The organism is Pigmentiphaga aceris (genome assembly GCF_008119665.1).
Classification (GTDB): Bacteria; Pseudomonadota; Gammaproteobacteria; order Burkholderiales; family Burkholderiaceae_B; genus Pigmentiphaga; species Pigmentiphaga aceris.
Genome location: NZ_CP043046.1, coordinates 4,607,998 through 4,630,742, shown reverse-complemented (window position 1 = coordinate 4,630,742; position 22,745 = coordinate 4,607,998). Strand labels below are relative to the sequence as shown.

19 protein-coding genes are annotated in these 22,745 nt (G+C 61.9%); 9 read left to right on the top strand and 10 right to left on the bottom strand.

Translation table 11 applies throughout. The annotated features are described in order from the left end of the window. Nucleotides 1-3 precede the first annotated feature (3 nt). From FXN63_RS20085 to FXN63_RS20075, 3 genes are read right to left on the bottom strand one after another with little or no spacing between them, the layout of a single operon-like run. Nucleotides 4-471 (bottom strand): YybH family protein, encoded by a 468-nt coding sequence (locus FXN63_RS20085; RefSeq protein WP_148816927.1) that lies wholly within the window; start codon nucleotides 469-471, stop codon nucleotides 4-6. 17 nt (nucleotides 472-488) lie between these two features. After that, the gene (locus FXN63_RS20080; protein WP_148816926.1) at nucleotides 489-2,822 is read right to left on the bottom strand and encodes a molybdopterin-dependent oxidoreductase; all 2,334 of its coding nucleotides are present in this window, start codon (nucleotides 2,820-2,822) and stop codon (nucleotides 489-491) included. Beyond that, the gene (locus tag FXN63_RS20075; RefSeq protein WP_148816925.1) at nucleotides 2,819-3,988 is read right to left on the bottom strand and encodes a M20 aminoacylase family protein; all 1,170 of its coding nucleotides are present in this window, start codon (nucleotides 3,986-3,988) and stop codon (nucleotides 2,819-2,821) included. The genes FXN63_RS20080 and FXN63_RS20075 overlap by 4 nt, the downstream gene beginning before the upstream one ends. Nucleotides 3,989-4,207: 219 nt before the next feature. Between FXN63_RS20075 and FXN63_RS20070 the strand changes: the two genes are divergently transcribed. From FXN63_RS20070 to FXN63_RS26775, 5 genes are read left to right on the top strand one after another with little or no spacing between them, the layout of a single operon-like run. Then, nucleotides 4,208-5,731, top strand: a complete 1,524-nt coding sequence (locus FXN63_RS20070; protein ID WP_148816924.1) for an ABC transporter substrate-binding protein — start codon at nucleotides 4,208-4,210, stop codon at nucleotides 5,729-5,731. A 7-nt stretch (nucleotides 5,732-5,738) separates the two neighbouring features. After that, complete coding sequence (locus FXN63_RS20065) at nucleotides 5,739-6,662, top strand: ABC transporter permease (protein WP_148816923.1); 924 nt, start codon at nucleotides 5,739-5,741, stop codon at nucleotides 6,660-6,662. Then, nucleotides 6,659-7,477, top strand: coding sequence for an ABC transporter permease (locus tag FXN63_RS20060; protein ID WP_148816922.1), 819 nt, complete (start codon nucleotides 6,659-6,661; stop codon nucleotides 7,475-7,477). The genes FXN63_RS20065 and FXN63_RS20060 overlap by 4 nt, the downstream gene beginning before the upstream one ends. Further along, on the top strand, nucleotides 7,474-8,481 hold the full coding sequence (locus FXN63_RS26780; protein ID WP_187394959.1) for an ABC transporter ATP-binding protein: 1,008 nt from the start codon (nucleotides 7,474-7,476) through the stop codon (nucleotides 8,479-8,481). Before FXN63_RS20060 ends, FXN63_RS26780 begins: the two co-directional genes overlap by 4 nt. Then, on the top strand, nucleotides 8,478-9,353 hold the full coding sequence (locus FXN63_RS26775; RefSeq protein WP_187394958.1) for an ABC transporter ATP-binding protein: 876 nt from the start codon (nucleotides 8,478-8,480) through the stop codon (nucleotides 9,351-9,353). Before FXN63_RS26780 ends, FXN63_RS26775 begins: the two co-directional genes overlap by 4 nt. 1 nt (nucleotide 9,354) lies before the next feature. Here FXN63_RS26775 and FXN63_RS20050 read toward each other — a convergent pair whose 3' ends face one another. The 6 genes from FXN63_RS20050 to FXN63_RS20025 all read right to left on the bottom strand — a co-directional run bounded on the left by FXN63_RS20050 (nucleotide 9,355) and on the right by FXN63_RS20025 (nucleotide 16,864). Further along, nucleotides 9,355-10,827, bottom strand: coding sequence for an amidase (locus FXN63_RS20050; protein WP_222863949.1), 1,473 nt, complete (start codon nucleotides 10,825-10,827; stop codon nucleotides 9,355-9,357). 51 nt (nucleotides 10,828-10,878) lie between these two features. Then, nucleotides 10,879-12,495, bottom strand: coding sequence for an ABC transporter ATP-binding protein (locus tag FXN63_RS20045; protein WP_148816921.1), 1,617 nt, complete (start codon nucleotides 12,493-12,495; stop codon nucleotides 10,879-10,881). Then, nucleotides 12,492-13,367 carry an ABC transporter permease gene (locus FXN63_RS20040; protein WP_148816920.1) on the bottom strand — a complete coding sequence of 292 codons (876 nt, stop codon included), beginning with the start codon at nucleotides 13,365-13,367 and terminating at the stop codon, nucleotides 12,492-12,494. Before FXN63_RS20040 ends, FXN63_RS20045 begins: the two co-directional genes overlap by 4 nt. 28 nt (nucleotides 13,368-13,395) lie before the next feature. Further along, entirely contained in the window at nucleotides 13,396-14,337 is a 942-nt protein-coding gene (locus FXN63_RS20035) for an ABC transporter permease (RefSeq protein ID WP_148816919.1), read from the bottom strand. A gap of 68 nt (nucleotides 14,338-14,405) precedes the next feature. Then, nucleotides 14,406-15,998, bottom strand: a complete 1,593-nt coding sequence (locus FXN63_RS20030) for an ABC transporter substrate-binding protein (RefSeq protein ID WP_148816918.1) — start codon at nucleotides 15,996-15,998, stop codon at nucleotides 14,406-14,408. Nucleotides 15,999-16,147: 149 nt separating this feature from the next. Then, a complete protein-coding gene (locus tag FXN63_RS20025; protein WP_148816917.1) occupies nucleotides 16,148-16,864 on the bottom strand; it encodes a transcriptional regulator NanR in 717 nt (238 codons plus the stop codon). A gap of 211 nt (nucleotides 16,865-17,075) precedes the next feature. Here FXN63_RS20025 and FXN63_RS20020 point away from each other — a divergent pair, with 211 nt between their 5' ends. The 4 genes from FXN63_RS20020 to FXN63_RS20005 all read left to right on the top strand — a co-directional run bounded on the left by FXN63_RS20020 (nucleotide 17,076) and on the right by FXN63_RS20005 (nucleotide 21,824). After that, entirely contained in the window at nucleotides 17,076-17,906 is an 831-nt protein-coding gene (locus tag FXN63_RS20020; RefSeq protein ID WP_148816916.1) for a phosphogluconate dehydrogenase C-terminal domain-containing protein, read from the top strand. Nucleotides 17,907-17,941: 35 nt separating this feature from the next. After that, the gene (locus FXN63_RS20015) at nucleotides 17,942-19,186 is read left to right on the top strand and encodes a ribulose-bisphosphate carboxylase large subunit family protein (RefSeq protein WP_148816915.1); all 1,245 of its coding nucleotides are present in this window, start codon (nucleotides 17,942-17,944) and stop codon (nucleotides 19,184-19,186) included. Then, nucleotides 19,183-20,556 carry a 3-oxo-isoapionate kinase OiaK gene (gene oiaK / locus FXN63_RS20010; protein WP_148816914.1) on the top strand — a complete coding sequence of 458 codons (1,374 nt, stop codon included), beginning with the start codon at nucleotides 19,183-19,185 and terminating at the stop codon, nucleotides 20,554-20,556. The genes FXN63_RS20015 and oiaK overlap by 4 nt, the downstream gene beginning before the upstream one ends. Before the next feature lie 86 nt (nucleotides 20,557-20,642). Beyond that, complete coding sequence (locus FXN63_RS20005) at nucleotides 20,643-21,824, top strand: MFS transporter (protein WP_148819613.1); 1,182 nt, start codon at nucleotides 20,643-20,645, stop codon at nucleotides 21,822-21,824. Nucleotides 21,825-21,930: 106 nt separating this feature from the next. Here FXN63_RS20005 and FXN63_RS20000 read toward each other — a convergent pair whose 3' ends face one another. Continuing rightward, a complete protein-coding gene (locus FXN63_RS20000) occupies nucleotides 21,931-22,734 on the bottom strand; it encodes an AraC family transcriptional regulator (RefSeq protein WP_222863948.1) in 804 nt (267 codons plus the stop codon). Between the last annotated feature and the right edge of the window lie 11 nt (nucleotides 22,735-22,745).

Sequence of the window (22,745 nt, the reverse complement as noted above, 5' to 3'; positions counted from 1 at the left end):
GTCTTAGCTCTTTACGGGCTTGTTGCCGTGGGACACGCTGGGCGTGTCCCGGAACAGCGACATGTGGGTGTGGGTGGCTACCCACGGCGCGCCCACGGTTTCACGTGCAAACGACACGGTTGCGCGTCCCGGACGATCAAAGGGTTTGCCGTCGGGGTGGTAGCCGGTCGAATCCCATACTGCCAGGCCCACGGCAAACAGGCGGTCGGGCGACACGAAGGCGTGAATGTCATTCAGACGCCATGTGAAACCGTCGATGGTGGACCACACGTTGCGCCACTGGTTCTTTTCGGCAAGTGCCTGGCCTGACACGAAATTGGTGAAGGTGCCGAAGGCCACGAAATCGTCGGCGAAAAGATATCGGGCGGCTGCGTAATCCACCGCCTGAACCTGGTCGGACAAGGCCTTGAACCAATCTCGAACTTGTTGCACGTCAGTGGCATCTACCGGTGCCAATGCTTGGACACTCATCGTGTTCTCCTGAAAAATCAAATATGGGTCGGGTCGGCTGGGTGCACATCGGGCAGATCCCAGGCGCGCATCGTGGGTGCGGGCTGAGTGTACGGCTCGACATCTACCAAGGCCGATTGAGCACTCGGCCCTTGGGCCAGGCGCGACGTGCCGATGTCGGCAGTCAACGCGTTGGGATTGCCGTGGCGATCCAGGCTGCCGTCTGGGTCGGACCATGCGCCGGTGGCCATGATCACCACGCCGGGCAGCAGGCCTGCATCAAGTCGGGCACCGGCCAGGCATGCGCCGCGATCGTTATGCACACGCACCAGATCGCCGTCTGCAATGCCACGTTTCGCGGCGTCATCGGGGTGGATCGCAATCGGCTCACGGCCATTGATCTTGCCTTCACGCGACAAGACCGTCGGGTCCATCTGGCTATGCAGTCGGTGCTTGGGCTGATTGCTCAGCAGGTGCAGCGGCCATTTGTTGGCTAGCTTGGCACCCAGCCATTCGCGGGGCGGCAACCACGCGGGGTGGCCGGGGCAGTCGTCGTAGCGGAAGCCTGCAATGACCTTTGAGTGCAGTTCGATCCGCCCCGAAGGCGTCTTCAGCGGATGAGCGATGGGGTCGCGTCGAAACGCGTCGAACAGCACGTAGTCGGATTCGGGTGGCGGCAGCTCGGCGTGCCCGTGTGCCCAGAAGGCGTCGAACTCGGGCAGCTTCACGCCCTTGTCGGCGCACCCGGCGCGCATGCCCTCATACACATGACGGCACCACGCCATTTCGTCGCGCCCGGCGGTGAAGGTGTCTTCAAATCCGGCACGGCGTGCCAGGGCGGCGAAGATATCAAAATCGTTGCGTGCCTCGCCCTGCGGTTCCAGTGCACGATGCATGGCAAAAACGTAAGGGTCACGAGTCGAGCCACCCACGTCACAGCGTTCAAGTGAGGTGGTGGCGGGCAGCACGATGTCGGCGCGGCGTGCAAGCGGTGTCCACCACGACTCGTGCACGATGATGGTCTCGGGCTTTTGCCAGGCCTGCCGCAAACGGTTCTGGTCTTGATGATGATGGAACGGATTGCCCCCCGCCCAGTAGATCAGCTTGATGTCCGGGTAGTGATACTCGGCACCATTGAACGCATACGGTGCGCCAGGGGCCAGAAGCATGTCGGTGATGCGGGCCACGGGAATGGCCAGCTTGGCCGGGTTGGCAGGCACCGGAACTTCGGGGCCGGGCAGGGGGCGACGAGGTTGGCCGATATTGTTGAGCGAGGCATGACCGAAGGCGAAACCGCCACCCGGCAGGCCGATCTGCCCCACCAACGCAGCCAGCGCAATGACGGCCCAATACGGTTGTTCGCCATGTTCGGCGCGTTGCAGCGCCCATGCTGCTGTCAGCAGGCTGCGCTGGGCAACCAGGCGGCGGGCCAAGGACACGATGGTGTCGGGTGCGATGCCGGTGATAGAAGCGGCCCACTGCGCATCTTTGACCTGCCCGTCGTGTCTGCCTTGCAGATAATCGGCCCATTCTGGAAAGCCTGCGCAATGGCTCTGCACAAATGCCGCGTCATGCCGTCCTTCCGACAACAAGGTGTGGGCCATGCCCAGCATCAGCGCGGTGTCGGTGTTGGGCCGGATGGGTACCCACAGCGCGTCAACGCCCTCGGGAATATCTGCGCGTGTGGGGCTGACCACCACGAGTGCGATACCGGCCTGCTGGGCCTTTGCCAGCCAGCCGGGCAGGTTGTGCAGCCCCGCGCCACCCGAGGTGACCTGAGCATTCTTCAAAGGCATGCCGCCAAAGGCGATGATCAGGCGAGTGTGACCAAGCACGCTGGCCCAATCGGTCACATCCCCGCTTACCGGGCTTGTCGTGCCGATGACGTGGGGCAGCAGGAACTGTGCAGCGCCCCAGCTGTAGTTGCCGACCTGATCGACGCACCCGCCGCCTTGGAACAGGAACCTGCGGATCAGGCTGCGGGCGTGATGCACGCGCCCGGCTGACGACCAGCCATAAGATCCGCCGAATATTCCGCCAGGCCCGTGGTCACGGCGCACGCGGGTTAGTTCGCCGGCAACCAGATCCAGCGCGTGGTCCCAGGATACTTCCACATACTCGTCGCCTTCACGGTTGCGGTTGTGATTGTGCTTACCATCGCCTTTTTCCCCGCTGTTCTCGATCAACCAGCCGCGACGCACCGACGGACGCTTCACCCGCAGCGGCGAGTGCACCATTTCGGCAATCGACCCCAGCATCGGGGATGGGGATGCGTCCGCGTCAAAAGGCTCGCAATTGATCAGGCGGCCAGACTCGACAACCGCCGTGAAAGCCCCCCAATGCGCCAATGATGGATGCCGGGTCAGGCTCATGCGGCAGTGCGGTCTTGAACCAGGCGCACCCAGAATGCGGCAGCCGACGCAATTGCCTGATCGTTGAAATCATAGGTAGGCGTGTGCAGGCCGGACGACGGGCCGTTGCCGAAGAAGACGAACGCACCCGGCTTCTTTTGCAGCATGAACGAGAAATCCTCGCCGCCCATGACAGGTTTCATGGCCGCTTCGACGGACGCCGCACCCACCAAGCCCTGAGCAATACGTACCGCGTGCGCCGTGCTTTCCGCGTGATTGAAGGTGACGGGGTAGTCACGCAGGTAGGTGACCGTGGCCTGCGCGCCGAACAGGCCCGCCACACCTGTTACCACCTCTTTCAGACGCCGTTCGACGAGGTCTTGAACTGCGGGATTGAAGGTCCTGACCGTACCGCGCAACAGTGCTGTCTGCGGGATCACGTTGTCGGTCTGGCCGGCCTGGAACATCGTGACCGACACCACCGCGCTTTCATGCGGGTGCACGTTGCGCGACACGATGGTCTGCAAGGCGTTGACGATCTGGGTGCCCACGATCACCGTATCGATGCCTTCCTGCGGACGCGACGCATGGCTGCCACGTCCTTCGATCTCGATCGCAAAACGGTCCGACGCCGAGGTGACGGGGCCGACTGTGGTCGAGAACTTGCCCAGCGCAAGGTTGGGCATGTTGTGCAAGCCATAGACCTCGTCCACTTCGAAGCGATCGAACAAGCCATCTTCGATCATGGCCTTGCCGCCGGCACCGCCTTCTTCCGCAGGCTGGAAGATGAACACCGCACTGCCAGCGAAATCGCGCGATACCGACAGATAGCGCGCTGCGGCAAGCAGGCTTGCGCTGTGGCCGTCGTGCCCACAGGCGTGCATCACGCCAATGTTGGTGGATTTGTGCGCGACCTCGTTGGCTTCCAGAATCGGCAAGGCATCCATGTCTGCGCGCAGACCCACATTGCGACCGGGGCCGCTGCGCTTGCCTTTCAGCAGGCCCACCACCCCGGTTTTACCGATGCCGGTTTCAACCCGATCGAAGCCGAAGGCGCGCAGCTTGTCGGCGATAAACGCAGCCGTTGCATGCTCTTCGTAACGCAGTTCCGGTGTGGCGTGAAAATGACGGCGCCATACCCCCGCTTCGGTAACGGCATCATCGAGCGCGAATTCAACAGCTGACATTTCTGAGTTCCTGGACAGGGTGCGCGCACCTGGGATTCAGTGGCTGACCAGATGAACCACGGCGCAAAAAACGAGGCGCGATTATGGCAAACAAAGGTTCGCCACATGATTATTATTTTGGAATATGGACATAGCTAAATCGGCTAAACATAACGCGCTCTTTCATAACCTGTTGTTCTACTATCTGCCGTCTTCAATCGCCCGGCCACCGATATTCTCATGTTCAACAAAACCCTATTGCAGTGCGCACTGGTTGCCACATTAGGCTTATCGGCGGCTGCGTACGCAGGCCCGCAAGACAACACTGCGGTCATCGCCTTAACCGAAGAAATGCCCAGTTTCGACGCATATCTGAGCACCGCGCGCGAAGGTATCGTTGCGTCGAAACAGATATTCGACACCTTGATCGAACGTGATCTGGCCAGCGGCGAATACACCGCATCCTTGGCCACGGCGTGGCGGCGTATCAACGACAAGACCTGGGAATTCGACCTGCGCCAGGGCGTGACCTTCCACAACGGCGACGCCTTCACGGCCGACGACGTGGTCTTCACCCTGACCCATTACGCCCGCCCTGATTCCGGCGCGCGTTCCACCAGCTGGCTAGACTGGATCGAGCGGGTGGAAAAGGTGGACAGCCATAAAGTTCGCATCGTTTCCAAGGCGGCATTCCCCGCTGCGCTTGAATTCATCTCGGGTTCGCTGTCGATTTTCCCCAAAGCATATTTCGAGAAAGTCGGCCAGCCCGCTTTTGGCAAGCAGCCTATTGGGACCGGTCCTTTCAAACTGGCTTCCGCACGCGGGAATGAATATATTCTCGAAAAGAATAAGGCGTATTTTGGTGGTGCCAAGGGAAATGCCAAACTGGATCGCATCACCGTTCGCGTGATTCCCGATGAGTCCACGCGTATTGCCGAATTGATGGGCGGTGGCGTCGACTGGACCTGGAATGTATCGGCCGATCAAATCAATCAGCTGCAAGCAGTCCCGAATCTGAAATCCCAGTTTGGTTCGACGCTGACCATCGCTACGATTTTGCTGGATGCACGTGGCCGTGCCAGCGGGGAAAGCAGTCCGCTGAAAGACGTGAAGGTCAGGCAGGCCATCAACCACGCCATCGACCGCAAGAAAATCGTCGACACCTTGCTGGGCGGGGAAGGTCGCCTGTTGACGACGCTGTGCCATCCGCTGCAGTTTGGCTGCGATGAAGCCGCTGCCGTGACCTACGACTACAACCCGGCAAAAGCCCGCGAACTGCTTGCCCAGGCTGGTTATCCCAAGGGATTCAAGGTCAGTCTTTCTTCGTTCCGCGACAAGCCGCGTGCCGAGGCCGTCAAAGCCTATCTGGCGGCGGTGGGCATCGACGCCAACCTGGAAATGCTGCAATCGCGCGCCAGCTTCAGCAAATGGCGCGAAGGCAAGCTGGACCTCTGGTATGGCGACTGGGGATCGTCCTCGATGTTCGACACCTCGGCGTCGCTCAGCGCCTTCTTCAACTTCAGTCCGCAAGACGGCTTTTACGACGCAGAGATTCGTGACATCGTGAAGCTCGCCGACAATGCCATCGACCCGGCCGCCCGCAAAGCCGCCTATGGCCGCGCGATCAAGCTGGCCTCCGAACGTGCCTACTTCGTGCCCATGCACACCATTGTGGTGGGTTACGTCAGCGACAAGCGACTTCAATACGTGCCATCGCCCGATGGCATCCCGCGCTACTACCAGCTGGGCTGGGCAGCAAAGTAGTACTTGAATGCTCTCTTTGCTTTTGCGACGCATGGGCCTGGCGCTCATGGTCGCGATCACCGTGTCGTTGCTGTGTTTCACCTTGTCCAACGTGGCGGTCGATCCTGCGCTGGCGCTTGCCGGTGACAGTGCCACCGAAGCCGATCTGCAAGCCCTGCGCATCCGCTACGGGCTGGACCGCCCCTTGCCCGAGCGCTACGCCGCGTATCTCGCGCGGCTGGTGCAGGGCGACCTGGGAACCTCGCAACTGACGGGTGAACCCGTCAGCAAGATGTTGACGGATCGCGTCGGCGTTACCGCCATGCTGGCCTTCACCGCCATCTTGCTGGCCTTGCTGATCGCGGTGCCGGCTGGCGTGCTGGCTGCCGCCAGGCGGGGAGGCTGGGCCGACCGCATTGTGTCGCTGATTGTCGTGGTGGTGCAGGCCGTACCAAGTTTTTGGGCCGCTTTGGTGCTGATCATTTTTTTTGGCGTGCAACTACGTTGGCTGCCGATTTCCGGCAGCAGTTCCGCGGCGCACCTTGTGCTGCCCACGGTAGCTCTTAGCCTGTACGCCTTGCCCGCACTGACCCGCCTGACGCGCAGCGGCATGATCGACGCACTGGAGTCGGACTACATCCGCACCGCACGGGCAATGGGCTTGCCCACCTTCAAGATTTTGTTCGTCAGTGCGCTGCGCAATGCACTGCTGCCGGTGGTGTCCTTGGGAGCCGTGCAGTTCGGCTTCATGTTGGGCGGATCCATTGTGATCGAATCCATCTTTGCCATACACGGCATTGGTTATCTGGCCTGGCAGTCGATGATCCGTTCTGACATGCCCGTGATCCAGGCGGTTGTGCTGATGATCTCGCTGACCTACATCGTGCTGACCTTCCTTAGTGATGTGATCAACACCTTGCTCGACCCCCGAATGAAACGGGCCGCCTCATGATGTCCAAACGCTGGGGCTTCAAGCTTGGCATCGCCATCATCATCGTGCTGGCCATCATTGCGGTGCTCGGCCCGTTGGTGCTGCCCAATGATCCGTTCACGCAGTCACTTGGTCAGCGCCTGTCGCAGCCGTTCTGGCATGACAAGACGCTGTCTGCGCATGTGCTTGGCACCGATCAGCTTGGTCGTGACTACCTTGCCAGACTGGTCTACGGTGCACGCATTTCGCTGGGCATCGGCGTGGCAGTCGTGCTGGTGTCCGGTTTCATCGGCATCACCCTTGGCCTGCTTGCGGGCTACTTCGGTGGCGTCACCGATGCCGTCATCAGTTTCCTGATCAACACGCGCATCAGCATGCCCATCGTGCTGGCCGCGCTTGCCATCGTGTCGGTCACGGGCAACTCGCTGACGACCGTGATTCTGGTGTTGGGCTTGCTGCTGTGGGATCACTTTGCCGTGGTGGCACGCAGCGCTGCGCTGCAACTGCGACAGGCCGACTACGTCACCGCTGCGCGTGCGCTGGGTTGCTCGAATCTGCACATTCTCATCAAGGAAATTCTGCCCAACGTGCGGGGACCGCTCTTGGTCATTGCATCGGTGGAAATGGCCCACGCCATTCTGGTGGAAGCCGCCTTGTCGTTCCTGGGCCTGGGTGTACCGGCCCCGTTTCCGTCCTGGGGCTTGATGCTGTCAGAGGCCAAATCATTCATGTTCTTCAGCCCCTGGTTGATTGCGTTGCCGGGGGCTGCGCTTGCACTGCTGGTGCTTGGTATCAACCTGGTGGGTGATGGACTGCGGACGCGGCGGCAGACATGAGTACGATTGATATCAGCAACGCGACGCAGGCCACGCTCGACGTGCGGAATCTGCACATCACCTTGCCCACACGTGCAGGGCTGTTGCATGCGGTACGCGGCATCGACCTGCGCATCGATAAAGGTGAAACACTCGGGTTGGTCGGTGAGAGCGGCTGTGGCAAGTCCTTGACCGCGCTGAGCCTGCTCAAGCTGCTGCCGCACGGCGCAAAGGTTCGCGCCGACCGCATGGCTTTCGATGGCCATGACCTGCTGTCGGTCGGTGATCGGGCGATCAACCGCTTGCGTGGCGACCGCATTTCCATGGTGTTTCAGGAACCCATGACTGCGCTCAATCCTACTTTTACTATCGGTGCTCAGCTGCGTGCGGTCTATCTCAGCCATCGGCGCGGCGAGCGAGCGCAGGCTCAGGCATGCGCGCTGCATCTGCTGGAAAAAGTCGGCATTGGCGATGCTGCGCGCCGGCTTGAACAGTATCCGCACGAGTTGTCCGGTGGCATGCGCCAGCGTGTGCTGATCGCCATGGCACTGATGTGCGGGCCCGATCTGATCGTTGCTGACGAGCCGACCACAGCCTTGGACGTCACCGTGCAAAAGCAGATTCTCGATCTGCTGAAAACACTGCAACAGGAAATGGGTCTGGCCATTCTGCTGATCACCCACGACCTGGGCCTGGTCGCCCACTACACCGATCGCGTGTCTGTCATGTATGCGGGACAGATTGTGGAGTCCGGTCGAACCGATACCGTGCTTCGGCACGCCGGCCATCCGTACACGCAAGGGCTGCTGGACTGTCTGCCCATGGGGGGCTCCCGTGCCCCCGGACAGCCACTGGCAGTCATCCCTGGCGTGGTCCCAGCGCTGCTTGAGCCGCCCACGCAATGCGCATTCGCACCCCGATGTGCGCATGCCGCACCCGTGTGCAACAACGTGCCGCCAGACCTGATCGCCATTGGCGCGGCACACACACGACGCTGTTATGCCCCGTTCGAGGCGCGCGTATGAACACACAGGTTTTCACCCAGGATGACCATGCCGCCAACACACAGGTTTCTGCGCGCATTCTGGACGCCATCAACCTGACCAGACACTACACCGTCCGCCGCATACTGCCGCGCGCGGCCACGCCGTTCACGGCGCTGGACAAGGTGTCGCTGTCGATCGGGCCAGGGGAGATTGTCGGCATCGTGGGCGAATCGGGGTCGGGGAAAAGCACGCTTGCCCGGCTTCTACTGGGCCTGGATCGACCCAGCGCAGGTAGCGTGTCGCTGCTGGGGCAGCCCATTGCAAACCTGGATCGCAAGCGGATTGCAAGCATTGTTCAACCGGTATTCCAAGACCCCTACGGGTCACTGAATCCGGCTTACACCGTTGCACAATTGCTGGACCTTCCCCTGCGCTTGCACAACACCGCGCTGGACGCCAGCACCCGCCAAGCCGCCATCGTGCGCCTGCTTGAACAAGTGGGTCTGCCTGCACGCGTGTTGCGTTCCTATCCGCACGCGCTGTCAGGCGGACAGCGCCAGCGCGTGGCGATCGCACGCGCCCTGGCCGTCAAACCGCGTCTGATCATCTGCGACGAGCCGACGTCGGCACTGGATGTATCGGTGCAAGCGCAGATATTGAATCTGCTGCTGGCGCTACGCAAGGATCTGAATCTGGCGCTGATTCTGATCAGCCACAACCTGGCGGTGGTCGGGCATATGTCCGATCGTGTGCTGGTGATGCGTAACGGGCAAGTGGTCGAGGCTGGTGCTACGGCGACGGTCTTCGCTAACCCGACGCATGCCTACACGCAGCAGCTTTTCAGTTCGGTGCTGGATGTTCCCCGACCCAGCCCGCCGCTGTTACCTGTCGACCCAATGCAGTCGCAGTGACTTATTTATTCGTCACGTGCCACTCGGGCCGCTGTCCGCCATTCCACTTTCCGTCGATCGCGCGTTCGATCTGGGCTGCCAGCTGCAACAGCAAGCCATCATTGGCCATCCGTGTCTGCGCTTGGATACCCAGCGGCAAGCCGCTTTCCTGACGCGCGAGCGGCATGGAAATGCCGGGCATGCTGCACAGATTGCCAAGCGGGGTGAAGGCAAAGTTGCGCCAGTTGATGTCGAACCAGTCGAGCACTGACGGGTTGGTGCTGGTCGTAAGGTTCTGGCTTTCGCCAACCTTCGGTGTGGGCAATGCGACCACGGGCGTCAGGATGATGTCCCAGTCTTCGAAGAAGCGGCCGAACGCGCGCGACGTGGTATTGAACACCTTCTGCATCTGGTAGCGCTCGCTGTACGAGATGTCGCGGCCTTCTTCCCAGATCTTGATGTCGATCGGCTCAAGCAGGTCACGCGGCGGCTGGTCAAGGCCAAGCCGTTCCATGTGGCCGGCGATTACCTGGGCAAAGTTGCCGATGTAGCACTGCGTCTGCGCCTGGAAGGCTGCGCGGAAGTCGACTTCGGGCAAGGCCCACTCGACGTGGTGACCCAGGCTTTCGAGGAAGCGTCCGACGCGTTCCAGCTCGGCCACGAAGTGCGGCACCGCCCGATAGTCGCCCCATTCGTGCGACATGGCGATGCGCAGGCGACCCGGATCACGCTTGATCAGTTCGCTGTACGGTTCTTCCGGCGACCAGAAGGGCATGAATTCACCCGGTGCGCCGCCCCGGCAGTTGTCCACGAACGCGGCCGTGTCGCGCACGGTGCTGCTCAGGCAACCCTGGATCGACACCAGTCCGGTCAGGTCCGACAGGTTGGGCGCCAGCGAATACACGCCACGTGACACCTTCAACCCCAGAGTGCCGTTGCAGCCTGCGGGAATGCGGATGGACCCGCCGCCGTCGGTCCCGTGCGACAGCGGCAGCACGCCTGCGCCCACCATTGCAGCCGTGCCTGCGGAAGACCCGCAGGTGGTGTAGTCGGTATTCCAGGGATTGCGGGTGACGTGCAAGTCGTTTTCCGACGAGCTGCACACACCGAATTCCGGCGTGGTCGTGCGGCCGATGATGTTCAGGCCGGCGTTGCGAATCTTGCTGGTCAGGAAGGCGTCTTCAGTCGGCCGGTTGCCCTGCATCAGTTTCGAGCCGAATTCCTGCAGCCTGCCCTTGACCGTGGGCCCCAGGTCTTTCATCAGGAAAGGCGCGCCACCAAAAACGCCGTCCAGATTCGTGCCATCGACGGCAGGGTCGGCAACGGCGTCGTCGAAGACCTGAACCACCGCGTCGAGCGTGGGGTTGAGCTTGCGGATGCCCTCGACCGCCTGCGCCGCCAACTCGGCTGCGCTGACTTCGCCCTTTTTCACGCGTTGTGCCAAGCCCACCGCATCGTGGGCACACCATTCTTCCCAGGTCATTGCCAAGCTCAATTCATTCTCCGTGCAGGTTTCAAGAACAACAGATCGCGCCGGATCTGTGTGCTATGACGAAAAGTTGGTTGATGGCGCCGCCGCAAGCAAGGCGCGCGTGTAGTCTTCAGATGGGTTGCCGAATACGCTGGCCGTCTGCCCTTGTTCCACGACGCGGCCGGACCGCATGACCACCACGCGGTCGCATAGCTGCGCCGCTACGCGAAGGTCGTGGGTGATGAACAGAATGCCGATACCCAGGTCGCGCTGAATTTCGCGCAGCAAGTCCAGAATCTGGGCTTGCACTGACACGTCCAGCGCCGACACGGCCTCGTCGGCCACCAATACCTTGGGATGGCAGGCTAGTGCGCGTGCGATGGCAATACGCTGGCGTTGTCCACCCGAGAACTGGTGTGGATAGCGTTCCAGCGCAGTGCGTGGCAGCTGGATGCGGTCCATCAGTTCCTCGACCTTGGCCTGCGCCTGCGCTGCGCTCATGCCGAAGTTCATCGCGCCTTCTACCATGGACGAACCAATGGTGCGACGCGGGTTCAGCGAACGGTTCGGGTCCTGGAACACCACCTGCACCTGCGAGCGCAGCGGGCGTAGCTCGGATTCCTTCAAGGATTGCACTTCCTTGCCTGCCCAGTGCACCACACCGTCTGTAGGTTCGATCAAGCGAATCAGGCAGCGGGCAAACGTCGATTTGCCCGAGCCTGATTCGCCCACCACGCCAACCGTTTCGCCCTGGTGCACCGACACGCTGGTTTCCTGCAATGCCTGGGTGGGCTTGGCGCGGCCAAGCCAGTCGCGACGGATGTAGGTCTTGCCGACGTTGCGGCCAGCCAGCAGCGCCGGGCCGCCAGGCAGCTCGCGCGGTGCGGGCGGCGTCATGCCCGGCACGGCGTCCAGCAGCATGCGGGTATAGGCCTGACTCGGTGCGCGCAGCACCTGATCGCAGGTTCCTTGTTCCACGACCACGCCCCGATGCATGACCAGAATGTCGTCGGCGATCTCGGCCACGACACCCATGTCGTGCGTGATGAACAGCACGGCGCTGTTCTGTTCGGCCTGTAGTTCCGCAATCAGCTTCAGAATCTCGGCCTGCGTGGTGACGTCCAGCGCAGTCGTGGGTTCATCGCAGATCAGCAGGCGTGGCTTCAGGATGATCGCCATGGCGATCACGATGCGCTGGCGCTGGCCACCCGACAACTGGTGCGGGTAGCTTGCATAGATGCGCTCGGGCGAGGGCAGGCGCACGCGCTCGAAAATTTCCAGAATGCGCGCCTTGCGGGCGCTTGCGTTCCAGTCAGTGTGGGTGCGCAGCAGTTCGTCAACTTGCTCGCCGCAGGTGTGCACCGGGTTCAGGGCTGTCATCGGCTCTTGGAACACCATGCCCATGCCGGTGCCGCGAAGCTCGCGCAAACGTTTTTGCGGGATGGGCACGCCTCCGTCTACCAAGGCTTCGCCAGCCAGTCTGATGCTGCCCGACTTGACGGTCAAACCCTTGGCAAGCAGGCCCAGCACAGTCGTGGCCAGCACCGATTTTCCCGAGCCGGATTCACCCACGATGCACAGTGTGCGTCCTGCCGGGATGGAAATGTCCATCGACTCGATGGCATAGGGGCGATCTGCATCGGATGGCAGCGCTACCTGCAACCCGCGTACTTCCAGAATTGATTCGGTCATAGGCGTTTTGCGAACTTGGGGTCCAGCACGTCCCGCAGGCCGTCTCCGAACATATTGATGGCAAGTACCGTGGGCACCAGGAACAGGGCAGGGAACAGCACGTTGCCAGGCGACTGCGTGAACTGCACGCGGCCTTCGGCCATGATGTTGCCCCAGGTCGGGATGTCAGCAGGCAAGCCCAGGCCAAGGAAGCTGAGAATGGCCTCGGTGAGAATTGCCGACGCAGCAATGAAGGTGCTTTGCACGATCAGCGGGGCCAGCGAATTGGGCAGGATGTCGCGCCAGAGAATGGACGCGTCGCGTGTGCCCAGTGCTCGGGCCGCTTCGACAAAGGGTTCTTCACGCAGGCTCAGCACCAGCGCGCGAACCAGGCGGGTCACGCGTGGAATTTCCGGCACGGCGATGGCAAGAATCACGGTCGTCAGGCTGGCCCCCAATGTGGCCACCAGTGTGATCGCCAGCAACACGGACGGGATCGCCATCAGGCCGTCCATGATCCGCATCAGCACGGCGTCCAAGGCGCGGAAGTAACCTGCGAGCATGCCGAGTACGCAGCCGATGCACACGGCCACCATCGCGGTGGCAATGCCCACGATCAGCGAGATGCGCGTGCCATACAGCACACGGCTCCAGACGTCACGTCCGATCGGGTCACTGCCCATCCAGAAGGTGTGGGCGATCTGGGTGCCGTCGGGCAAGGTGAACATGCCTTTGGTGCCAGCGGCTACCGAGATGAACGTGGCGTCCATGGCGACCGGATCGATGGTGCCCAACAGTGGCGTGGCAATGGCAAGCAGCACCAGCACTGCCAACGTGCCGAAGCCAGCGCGAATGGATACGTTGCGCCAGAGCTTTTGGTAGGTTGATGTCATTGTGGCTTTGCTATGTCAATAACGAATGTCAGTAGCGGATTCGGGGGTCAAGGATCAGATAGCTCAGGTCGACGAGCAGGTTCAGCAGCACGTAGACCAGTGCAAAGAACAAGACCACGCCCTGAAGCACCGGGAAGTCGCGGCTGAGCACGGCGTCCACCGTCAGTTGTCCCAGACCAGGAATGGCGAAGACCGTTTCCGTCACCACCACGCCGCCCATCAGCATCGCTGCGCTCATGCCGATCACGGTGACGACCGGCACGGCTGCATTGCGCAGCGCGTGATGACCCAGCACCGTCCATTCGGTCACGCCCTTGGCGCGTGCCGTGCGGATGTAGTCCTCGGTCAGCGCCTCGCTGACTGCGGCACGTGTCACCCGCGACAGCAGCGCAACATAGGTCACGGCCAGCGTCAGGCAAGGCAGCAGCAGCTTGATTGCCCACGGACCGATGCCATCGGCAATCCGGCTGTAGCCCTGTACCGGGAACCAGCGCAGTTCAAGCGCAAAGACATAAATCAGTATGTAGCCGATGACAAACACCGGGACGGAGAAGCCGGTGACGGAGAAGCCCATCACGATGCGGTCCAGCCAGCCACCCATGCGCCATGCGGACAAGGTGCCAAGCGGCAGGGAAATCAATACCGCCATCAGCAGCGTGCCGGCAGCCAGGCACAGCGTGGGTTCCATACGCTGAAGGATCAGCGTGCTGACGGGCTTGTTCAAGAAGTACGAGAAGCCGAAGTCGCCGGTGATCACACCGCGCGCCCAGATGGCAAATTGCGTCCACAGGGGTTCGGTCAGGCCGAGCTGCATGCGGATTCGGTTCAGGTCTTCTGTGGTGGCGCTGTCGCCGCCAATGATCGCGGCCGGGTCGCCGGGTGTCAGGCGGATGATCATGAACACCGCGATGGCGACGACCAGCAGCACAGGAAGCGTGGCAAGCAAGCGCTTGCCGAGGAAGTTCAACATGGGGCAGACCTAGAACTCAGTGAAAATATCGGGGCCGAGCAGGGCGCCGATTGGCGCCCATGCTGGCGTCACTGCTTCTTGATGTTCCAGTAGATCTGCGCGCCGGAAGGCAGCAATCCGCTGATGTTCTTGCGCATGGCTACCGGCTGGCTGTACTGGCCGACCGGCACGTGCGACACGACTTCCACCGCACGCAACTGCGCTTCTTCAGCGAACTTCTTCTTTTCTTCCGGCGTTTGCGCCATCGCGAACTTGCGCTTGATCTCTTCCAGCTTGGCATCTTCCAACCAGCCGAACCAGCCCTTCTCGCCGGTGGCGTTCATCGGTGCCATGGTCAGTGGGTTCAGAATGTCGGACGCTGACCACGAGGTCATGAAGGCGCTCCAGCCGCCTGCCTTGGGCGCGTCCTTGCGAGCGCGGCGTGATACCAGCGACTGCCAGTCCATGGCCTGCATGTCCACCTTGAAACCGGCTTGTTCCAGTTGCTGCTTGGCGACCAGTGGCAGTTTGCCGATGGTGGGGTTGTCGGTGGGGCGCAGCAGCACAACCGGTTCACCCTTGTAACCTGCCTCGGCCAGCAGCGCCTTGGCCTTCTGCGGGTTGGCGATGCCGGTGTAGTCACCTGTGTTCTGCGATTCGTAAGGAGTGCCGCACGGGAACAGGCTTTTGCAATACTTCGACAGTTCGGGCGAACCGACCTGGGTGCGCAAGATAGCGTCCTGGCCCAGCGCCAGCATGGCCGCGCGACGTACCTTTTCATTGTCGAAAGGCGGTTGCAGGAAATTGAAGCGCAGCATGAACTGGCTGCCTGCGATGACCGCTTCCGCCAGTTGGATGTCGGCGTTGGCCTTCAGCGTGGGGTACTGGTCGAATGCAGGCTGTTCGTAGATGTCGACTTCGCCGTTGAGCAGCGCATTCATGGCCGTCTGCGGGTCGCGGATGATGACCCATTCCACACGGTTCGTGTAGACATTCTTGGCACCTGCGGTGCCGGAAGGCTGATCGCTGCGCGGCTTGTACTTGGGGTTCTTCACGAACACCACGCGTTCGCCGGGGCGGAACTCGTCGGCGTTGAACAGATACGGGCCGGATCCGACGACTTCCTTCAGTTGCGTGTCACCCGGGGTGTCGGCAAGACGCTTGGGCATGATGAACAGCACGTTCGACGAAGGCTTGCCCAGGGCTTCCAACACCATGCCGAAGGGCTCGTTGAGCTTGATGACAAAGGTGTTGGCGTCAGGAGCCTCATACGCATCGACGCTCTTGGCCATCAGGCCGCCGAAGCTGTCGCGGCTGGCCCAGCGCTTGATGGAAGACACCACGTCTTCACCCGTGACCGGCGTGCCATCAGAAAACTCCAGACCGGCGCGCAGCTTGAACGTCCAGGTCTTGCGGTCGTCGGACACCGTCCAGGTGTCCACCATCTGCGGCTTGATATTGCCCTCGGCGTCGGTGCCGAAAAGCGTGTCGTATACCATGTAGCCGAAGTTGCGTGACGCGTAGGCGGTGGTCCAGATCGGGTCCAGCACCGTGATGTTGGTGGTGGGCACGATACGCAAGGTGGACTGCGCATCTGCCTGCGCTATGGCAGGGCTGGCAGCCAGTCCTGCCATCGCCATCACACCGGCGCTGATCAGGGTACGCAACATCGTTTTCTTCATGGGTTTGTCCTTTGTCGGCTTGTGGGGAGCAAGTGCACGCAATACATCAAACGGTCATGAGCTGGTGTGATGAGTATGCCATCTGAGTCGATAAAGTGTAATGGTGGTTACGATTACACGAGGGGAGCAGTGCGGAGTAAGCGCAGCCTTCAAGAAGTAGAGGCCGTGATGATCTGCCGATAAAGCTTGTTGGCGCGATTCAAGTGGGCTTCCATCGCGCTGGCGGCACCGGCCGGGTCGTGTGCCGCGATTGCATCCACGATGCGTTCATGTTCAGCCAGCGTTAGCGCTTCCGCACCTGGCGCGCGAACCAAGGACCGGTAGTACTCGCTGGCCCATTGGAACATGGCGTCCACGATGGACGGAAAGATCGGGTTGCCGCTGATGCCGGCGATTTCCCGATGGAAGGCATTGTCGAGCTCGATGAAGCGCTCGGCGTTGGCGATGGCTGCCCGGTGTCGCGCAATCGTCAGGCGCAGTTTGGCGATGTCTTCTTCAGATGCGCGTTCTGCGGCCAGGCGCGCAGTCCCTGTCTCCAGGAAGACGCGCAATTCCTTGAAGTGTTCCAGCGCGCCGGCCTGCGTGCGCAGCAAGTGCATGGCCCCGGTGGCCAGCTGAGACATCAGGCGTTCCGCCGTCGGCACCACCACCCGTGCGCGTTCGCCATGGACGATCTCGACCACACCTGAGCGATGCAGCGCCTGCAGAGCCTCGCGCACGGCAGGGCGACCCACACCGTATTCCTCCATCAGTTCTCGCTCTGAGGGAAGCTGCGCATTGGGCTGAAACGCACCGGAACGAATCCGTTCCATGAGGCGATCGTGAACCTCTTGAAAAATCTTTCGGCGGCGGATCGGCTCATTCATCTGGTCTCTCCAATGGGTCGTCATACCGGGGTGGCTGATGACCTTATCACAGGGTTCCCGGTCATGTGACGGCAGGAAAACACGGGGCAATACTGCGTCTATGGAAAACCCGAGCATCCAATATTTTATTTAAGTGGTCTACTCATCACACCACTTGAGCCGATCTGTGTTTTGTTCAGAGCGGCACCTTTTCAGTCTGCTGGAGACAATCTTGAAAGAGACCATTGCTTTGTTCGGTGCGGGCGGCAAGATGGGCGTTCGCCTGTCGAAGAACCTGTTGAAGTCGGACTATCGGGTGCACCACGTCGAACCTGGCGAAGCCGGTCGCAAGCGACTCAAGGACGAACTGGGATTGGACTGCGTTGAGGAAAGCGTGGCGTTGGCCGATGCCGATGTGGTGATCCTCGCCGTGCCCGACACCATTATCGGCAAGGTCGCGCACAAGATTTCGGATCAGCTCAAGCCGGGCACGATGATCATGCTGCTGGATGCTGCCGCGCCATTTGCGGGTCATCTGCCGGATCGAAAAGACCTGACGTATTTCGTCAGCCATCCGTGCCACCCGACGATCTACAACGACGAAGTGGAAGAAGCCGCCCGACGCGACTACTTCGGCGGTGTGGCAGCGCGCCAGTCCATCACCAGCGCACTGATGCAAGGCCCGGAGTCGGCCTTCGACCTGGGTGAAGACGTGGCCAAGACCATCTACCAGCCCATCAAGGATTCCTACCGCCTGACGGTCGATCAGATGGCCTTGCTGGAGCCGGGTCTGTCCGAGACGGTCTGCGCCACCTTGCTGGCCGTGATGCGCGAAGCCATGGACGAAACGGTGCGTCGTGGGGTGCCCGAGAAATGCGCCCGTGATTTCCTGCTGGGTCACATGAACATCCTGGGCGCGGTGATCTTCAATGAGATTCCAGGTGCGTTCTCGGACGCATGCAACAAGGCCATCACCTTCGGCAAGCCCCGCTTGATGCGTGACGATTGGATCAAGGTCTTCGATCGCGACGAAATCGCAGAAAGCATCCGTCGCATTACCTGATCTTCCCTGTCCAAGCACAACGCAAGGAATACGCGATGGCCGAACGCATTTACGCCAGCTATTGGTTCGAGACGGGCGGTGATCCCGCACGTGCCGCCGACACCATCGCTGGTGAACAGTCCAGCGGCACCTTCGTGGCGCTGCCGACCGAAACCCCGGAATTGAAAGCCCGTTCCGGGGCGCGGGTAGAGCGCCTGGAGGTGCTGGGCACCAGCCCCACGCCTAGTCTGCCGACCCCGAAGGTGTCGTCGGTCTACACCCAGTGTCTGCTGGAACTGTCCTGGCCGATCGAGAACCTGGGCGCTTGCCTGCCGACCTTGATGGCCACGGTGGCGGGCAACTTGTATGAACTGCGTTCGGTCACCGGTCTGCGTCTGCTCGATCTGCAATTGCCTCTGTCGTTCGCCGCTGCCTACCCCGGTCCGGCGTTCGGCATCCAGGGCACACGTGGGCTTGCCGGCGTGCAGACCGGGCCGCTGATCGGCACCATCATCAAGCCCAGCGTGGGCCTGTCGCCTGAAGAAACCGCCCAGCAGGTTCGTGAACTGGTGGCGGGCGGTATCGACTTCATCAAAGATGATGAGCTGCAGGCCGATGGCCCGCATTGCCCGTTCGAAGACCGGGTGCGGCTGGTAATGGATGTGGTCAACGACCATGCTGCGCGCACGGGCAAGAAGGCCATGGTGGCCTTCAACCTGACGGGCGATCTGGATCGCATGCGACGCCGCCACGACATTGTGCTGGCGCACGGCGGCACCTGCGTGATGGTGTGCCTGAATGCGGTCGGACTGGTGGGGCTGCATGAACTGCGCCGACATTCTCAGTTGCCGATTCACGGGCATCGTGCCGGCTGGGGGGCGCTGTCGCGCTCGCCAGCGCTGGGTTTCGACTATGCGCCGCTGCAGAAAATCTGGCGTCTGGCAGGTGCCGACCATCTGCATGTGAATGGCCTGCGCAACAAATTCAGTGAACCTGATGACAGTGTGATCGCGGCGGCACGTGCGGTGCTGGCCCCGGTCATGCCGGGTGTCGACATGCCCGCCATGCCGGTATTCAGTTCTGGTCAGACCGGCTTGCAGGCACACGACACCTACGCGGCCATCGGCTGCGCCGACCTGATCCACACGGCGGGGGGCGGCATCTTCGGTCACCCGCAGGGTGTGTCAGCGGGAGTCGAGGCGCTGCGTGCTTCATGGGATGCGGCAATGGCTGGGGAATCCCTCGCAGCGCGTGCTGCCCAGGTGCCGGTATTGGCGCGCGCGCTGGAGTTCTGGAAATGACGGCATCGGCGCTTCCGCCAGGACTGCTGCTAGCCTACTACGGTGATGACTTCACCGGGTCGACCGATGCGATGGAGGCCATGACCATGGCTGGCATCGAAACGGTACTGTTTCTGACGCCGCCAACCCCCGCGCTGGCGGCGCGTTTTCCGACCGCCCGCTGCGTGGGCATCGCAGGTTCCTCACGCGGTCGTGACCCAGCATGGATGCGGCGAGAATTGCCCGCTGCGTTTTCGTCATTGGCGGCGCTCAATCCGCCGGTGTTGCACTACAAAGTGTGTTCGACCTTCGATTCGTCACCCACGACCGGGTCCATCGGCTGTGCCACCGAATTGGGCGTGCAGCATGCCAGGCAAAACTGGTCACCCAGCATTGTGGGTGTGCCTCGGCTGAAGCGTTATCAGGCCTTCGGCAATCTGTTCGCGGCCGTCAAGGGCGTTGCTCATCGGATCGACAGGCATCCCACGATGTCGCGTCACCCGGTCACCCCGATGGCCGAGGCGGACTTGCGTCTGCACCTGGGCAAGCAGACCACGCGGCGCATTGAACTGATCGACATGGTGGCGCTTGCCGATGGGTCGGCGGCGGCACAATTGAACGACCTGCGCGGAGACGATGTTCCCACCGTATTCATCGACGTGTTGAATGATGAAACGCTGGTGGAAGCAGGCCGGCTGGTGTGGGAGCAGCGCGGAGAAGGCGTGTTCAGCGCGTCTTCGTCAGGCTTGCCGTATGCGCTGACCGCCTACTGGCGCGCGCAGGGCTGGGTTGCCAAGGACGTGGCGCTGCCGCGTGCCGCGCCTGTGCGCAGCATTGCCGCTGTCAGCGGAAGCTGCTCGCCGGTTACCGCCGGCCAGATTGCCTGGGCGCGTGACAACGGGTTCACGGTCGAACGCATGGCGCTGGATCAGGCGCTGAAAGAAAGCAGCTATGCCGAGGAAATCGCCCGCCTGGTCGCTCTGGCCGTGGGCGTGTTGGACGCAGGGGGGAGTCCTTTGATCTTCAGCGCAGAAGGCCCCAACGACAGCGCTGTCGTGAATTTCGACGAAATCGCCACCAAGGCTGGCCTGTCGCGCTCGGATGCGGCACGCAAGGTCGGGCAGGCGCTTGCCGCCGTGATGCAGGGCATTGTCGATCAACGTCCATTGAAACGCGTGGTCATTGCCGGCGGTGACAGCTCTGGCGAAGTGATGAGCATGCTGGATATCGACGCCTTGACGGTAGCGGCCGAACTGACGCCGGGCGCACCCTTGTGCCGTGCCTGGTCATCGCATCCGGTCCGGGAGGGGCTGGAGCTGGTGCTCAAGGGCGGGCAGATCGGGCTGGAAGATTTCTTTGGTCTGGCACGCGATGGGATTGTCATGCCGTAGCCCAACACAAACGTGCGATCTTTTCGCCCGATCTGGCCATGCGTACCGGTACCATGCTGTCCGATACCGCGCCCTCCGACTCGCCGATGCAGCAAGACGATACGATCGATTGGAAGAAGATCCTGATTCCCGTGTTCGGGCCGTCCTTGCTGTATGGCCTGAGCAATGGTGCGATTCTGCCGGTGATCGCGCTTACCGCGCGCGATCTGGGGGCCTCCGTTGCCATGGCGGGCCTGATCGCAGCGCTGATCGGCATTGGCTCGCTGCTCGGCAACATTCCCGCATCGCTGATCACCGACCGGCTGGGAGAGCGGCGAGCATTGACGGGAGCAGCACTGATCAGCGTGCTCGGCTTGCTGCTGGTGGTCACCGTGCCGCACTTGTGGGTGATGGTGATCGCCATGCTGATGCAAGGGGTCGCCCAATCCATCTTCCAGCTCGCCCGCCAGAGCTATCTGATCGAAAGTGTTCCCACGGCCTACCGGGCGCGCGCCTTGTCCACCCTGGCGGGCACCACCCGCATCGGCGCGTTTCTCGGCCCTTTCGCGGGGGCGGGACTGATCTTCCTGATGGGCCTGGACGGAGCCTACTGGGTCGCCATCGCAGCCATGCTCGGCGCGGGCGTCATCGCCGTTTCGGCACCCGACATCGTCAGGCCCTCGCCCTCGGCCCGTGGCCCTGGGCGGATCGGCGTGGCGCAGATTGCACGCAGTCATCGGGGTGTCTATGCCACGCTCGGCGTGGGCGTCATGCTCATCAGTGCGCTGCGAACCTCGCGTCAGGTCGTCATTCCGCTCTGGGCCAGCCACCTTGGCATGGACGCGGCCACGGCATCCCTGGTCTACGGGCTGGTCGCCGCCGTCGATATGTCGGTGTTCTACCCGGCGGGCAAGGTGATGGATCGGTACGGTCGCCTGTGGATCGCCATTCCGTGCACGCTGCTGATGGGCGGCAGCCTGATGGCGATTCCGTTCACTGAAACCGTCACCAGCTTTGTGCTGGTGTCCCTGCTGCTGGGATTCGGCAACGGGATCGGCTCCGGCATTGTAATGACGCTTGGTGCGGATGCGGCACCGCCCAACGCGCGCAACCAGTTCCTGGGTATCTGGCGCCTGATTGCCGACCTGGGGGCCTGTGGCGGGCCGGTGATGCTGTCGTCGGTGACGGCCTTGGCATCGCTGGGTGCCGCGGCTTTCGGGGTGGGTGTACTCGGCATCGTGGCGGCGGCGGTGTTCGCGCGGTGGCTGCCTGCGTCGACGGCGCGTTAGCGGATGGTGCGACACCGCAGTGTCTCAGTCGATGTATGCATCCCGATGCAAGTCAGGCAAACCATTGATGACGGCGTGTCCTGCGGCCAGGCCATGCTGCCACGCTTCAATTTGAATCCGCCGCTTCAAAAAACTGACTTGGTGCCAGCCCGAACTGCTTTCTGAACATCGTCGCAAACGCCCCAGGGCTTTCGTACCCCAGCGCAAGCGCCACATCAATGATCTTCTCCCCGCTGGCGATCAACTCCAAGGCCCGTAGCAGCCGAGCCTGCTGACGCCAGCGCCCGAACGTCATGCCGGTCTGCGCGGCAAACAGCCGCTGGATCGTCTTCACATCCACCGCCAGTCGCCCAGCCCAGTCCGCCAGGGTAGACGGGTCATCTGGCTGCTGTTCCAAGGCCTTGCAGATGCGCAGTGCGCGCGGGTCAGTGGGCATGGGCAGATGCAGGGGCAGCACTGGCAGTGCGTGCAGCTCATCCAGCAACAGGCGCATCAGCCGTCCATCGCGTGAATCAGGCGCATAGGGGTGTGACACCTCGGCCGCCGCACGGATCAACTCGCGCATCAACGGCGATATGCCGACTGCGCAACACATGGTGATCAGCCCGGGGGCGGCGTCTTGCCGAACGTACAGGCTGCGCATATGGACTTCGCCGATGCACCGCACGGCGTGGGTCGTGCCCGCTGGAATCCACAACCCGCGACTTGGTGGGATGACCCAGTAACCGGTCTGGGTGCGCACGCTCATCACCCCATGCACCGCGTAGACAAGCTGGTGCCGGGTGTGGGAATGAGGTTCCATCACCCGGTCGTATTCGTAGTCGGTGGCCCGACACGTCACTGGCGAAGACGTATTCTCGACTTGCGCCAGCATGTCGCGCATGTGGGCGGTTTCAGCGGAGCTTGGCATGTCTCTTTTGC

Coding starts and splice junctions, on each gene's coding strand:
- FXN63_RS20030 (WP_148816918.1), bottom strand. CDS start 15,998: ATGAAGAAAACGATGTTGCGTACCCTGATCAGCGCCGGTGTGATGGCG.
- FXN63_RS20000 (WP_222863948.1), bottom strand. CDS start 22,734: ATGCCAAGCTCCGCTGAAACCGCCCACATGCGCGACATGCTGGCGCAA.
- oiaK (WP_148816914.1), top strand. CDS start 19,183: ATGACGGCATCGGCGCTTCCGCCAGGACTGCTGCTAGCCTACTACGGT.
- FXN63_RS20045 (WP_148816921.1), bottom strand. CDS start 12,495: ATGACCGAATCAATTCTGGAAGTACGCGGGTTGCAGGTAGCGCTGCCA.
- FXN63_RS20060 (WP_148816922.1), top strand. CDS start 6,659: ATGATGTCCAAACGCTGGGGCTTCAAGCTTGGCATCGCCATCATCATC.
- FXN63_RS20070 (WP_148816924.1), top strand. CDS start 4,208: ATGTTCAACAAAACCCTATTGCAGTGCGCACTGGTTGCCACATTAGGC.
- FXN63_RS26780 (WP_187394959.1), top strand. CDS start 7,474: ATGAGTACGATTGATATCAGCAACGCGACGCAGGCCACGCTCGACGTG.
- FXN63_RS20075 (WP_148816925.1), bottom strand. CDS start 3,988: ATGTCAGCTGTTGAATTCGCGCTCGATGATGCCGTTACCGAAGCGGGG.
- FXN63_RS20015 (WP_148816915.1), top strand. CDS start 17,942: ATGGCCGAACGCATTTACGCCAGCTATTGGTTCGAGACGGGCGGTGAT.
- FXN63_RS20025 (WP_148816917.1), bottom strand. CDS start 16,864: ATGAATGAGCCGATCCGCCGCCGAAAGATTTTTCAAGAGGTTCACGAT.
- FXN63_RS20080 (WP_148816926.1), bottom strand. CDS start 2,822: ATGAGCCTGACCCGGCATCCATCATTGGCGCATTGGGGGGCTTTCACG.
- FXN63_RS26775 (WP_187394958.1), top strand. CDS start 8,478: ATGAACACACAGGTTTTCACCCAGGATGACCATGCCGCCAACACACAG.
- FXN63_RS20035 (WP_148816919.1), bottom strand. CDS start 14,337: ATGTTGAACTTCCTCGGCAAGCGCTTGCTTGCCACGCTTCCTGTGCTG.
- FXN63_RS20005 (WP_148819613.1), top strand. CDS start 20,643: ATGCAGCAAGACGATACGATCGATTGGAAGAAGATCCTGATTCCCGTG.
- FXN63_RS20065 (WP_148816923.1), top strand. CDS start 5,739: ATGCTCTCTTTGCTTTTGCGACGCATGGGCCTGGCGCTCATGGTCGCG.
- FXN63_RS20040 (WP_148816920.1), bottom strand. CDS start 13,367: ATGACATCAACCTACCAAAAGCTCTGGCGCAACGTATCCATTCGCGCT.
- FXN63_RS20085 (WP_148816927.1), bottom strand. CDS start 471: ATGAGTGTCCAAGCATTGGCACCGGTAGATGCCACTGACGTGCAACAA.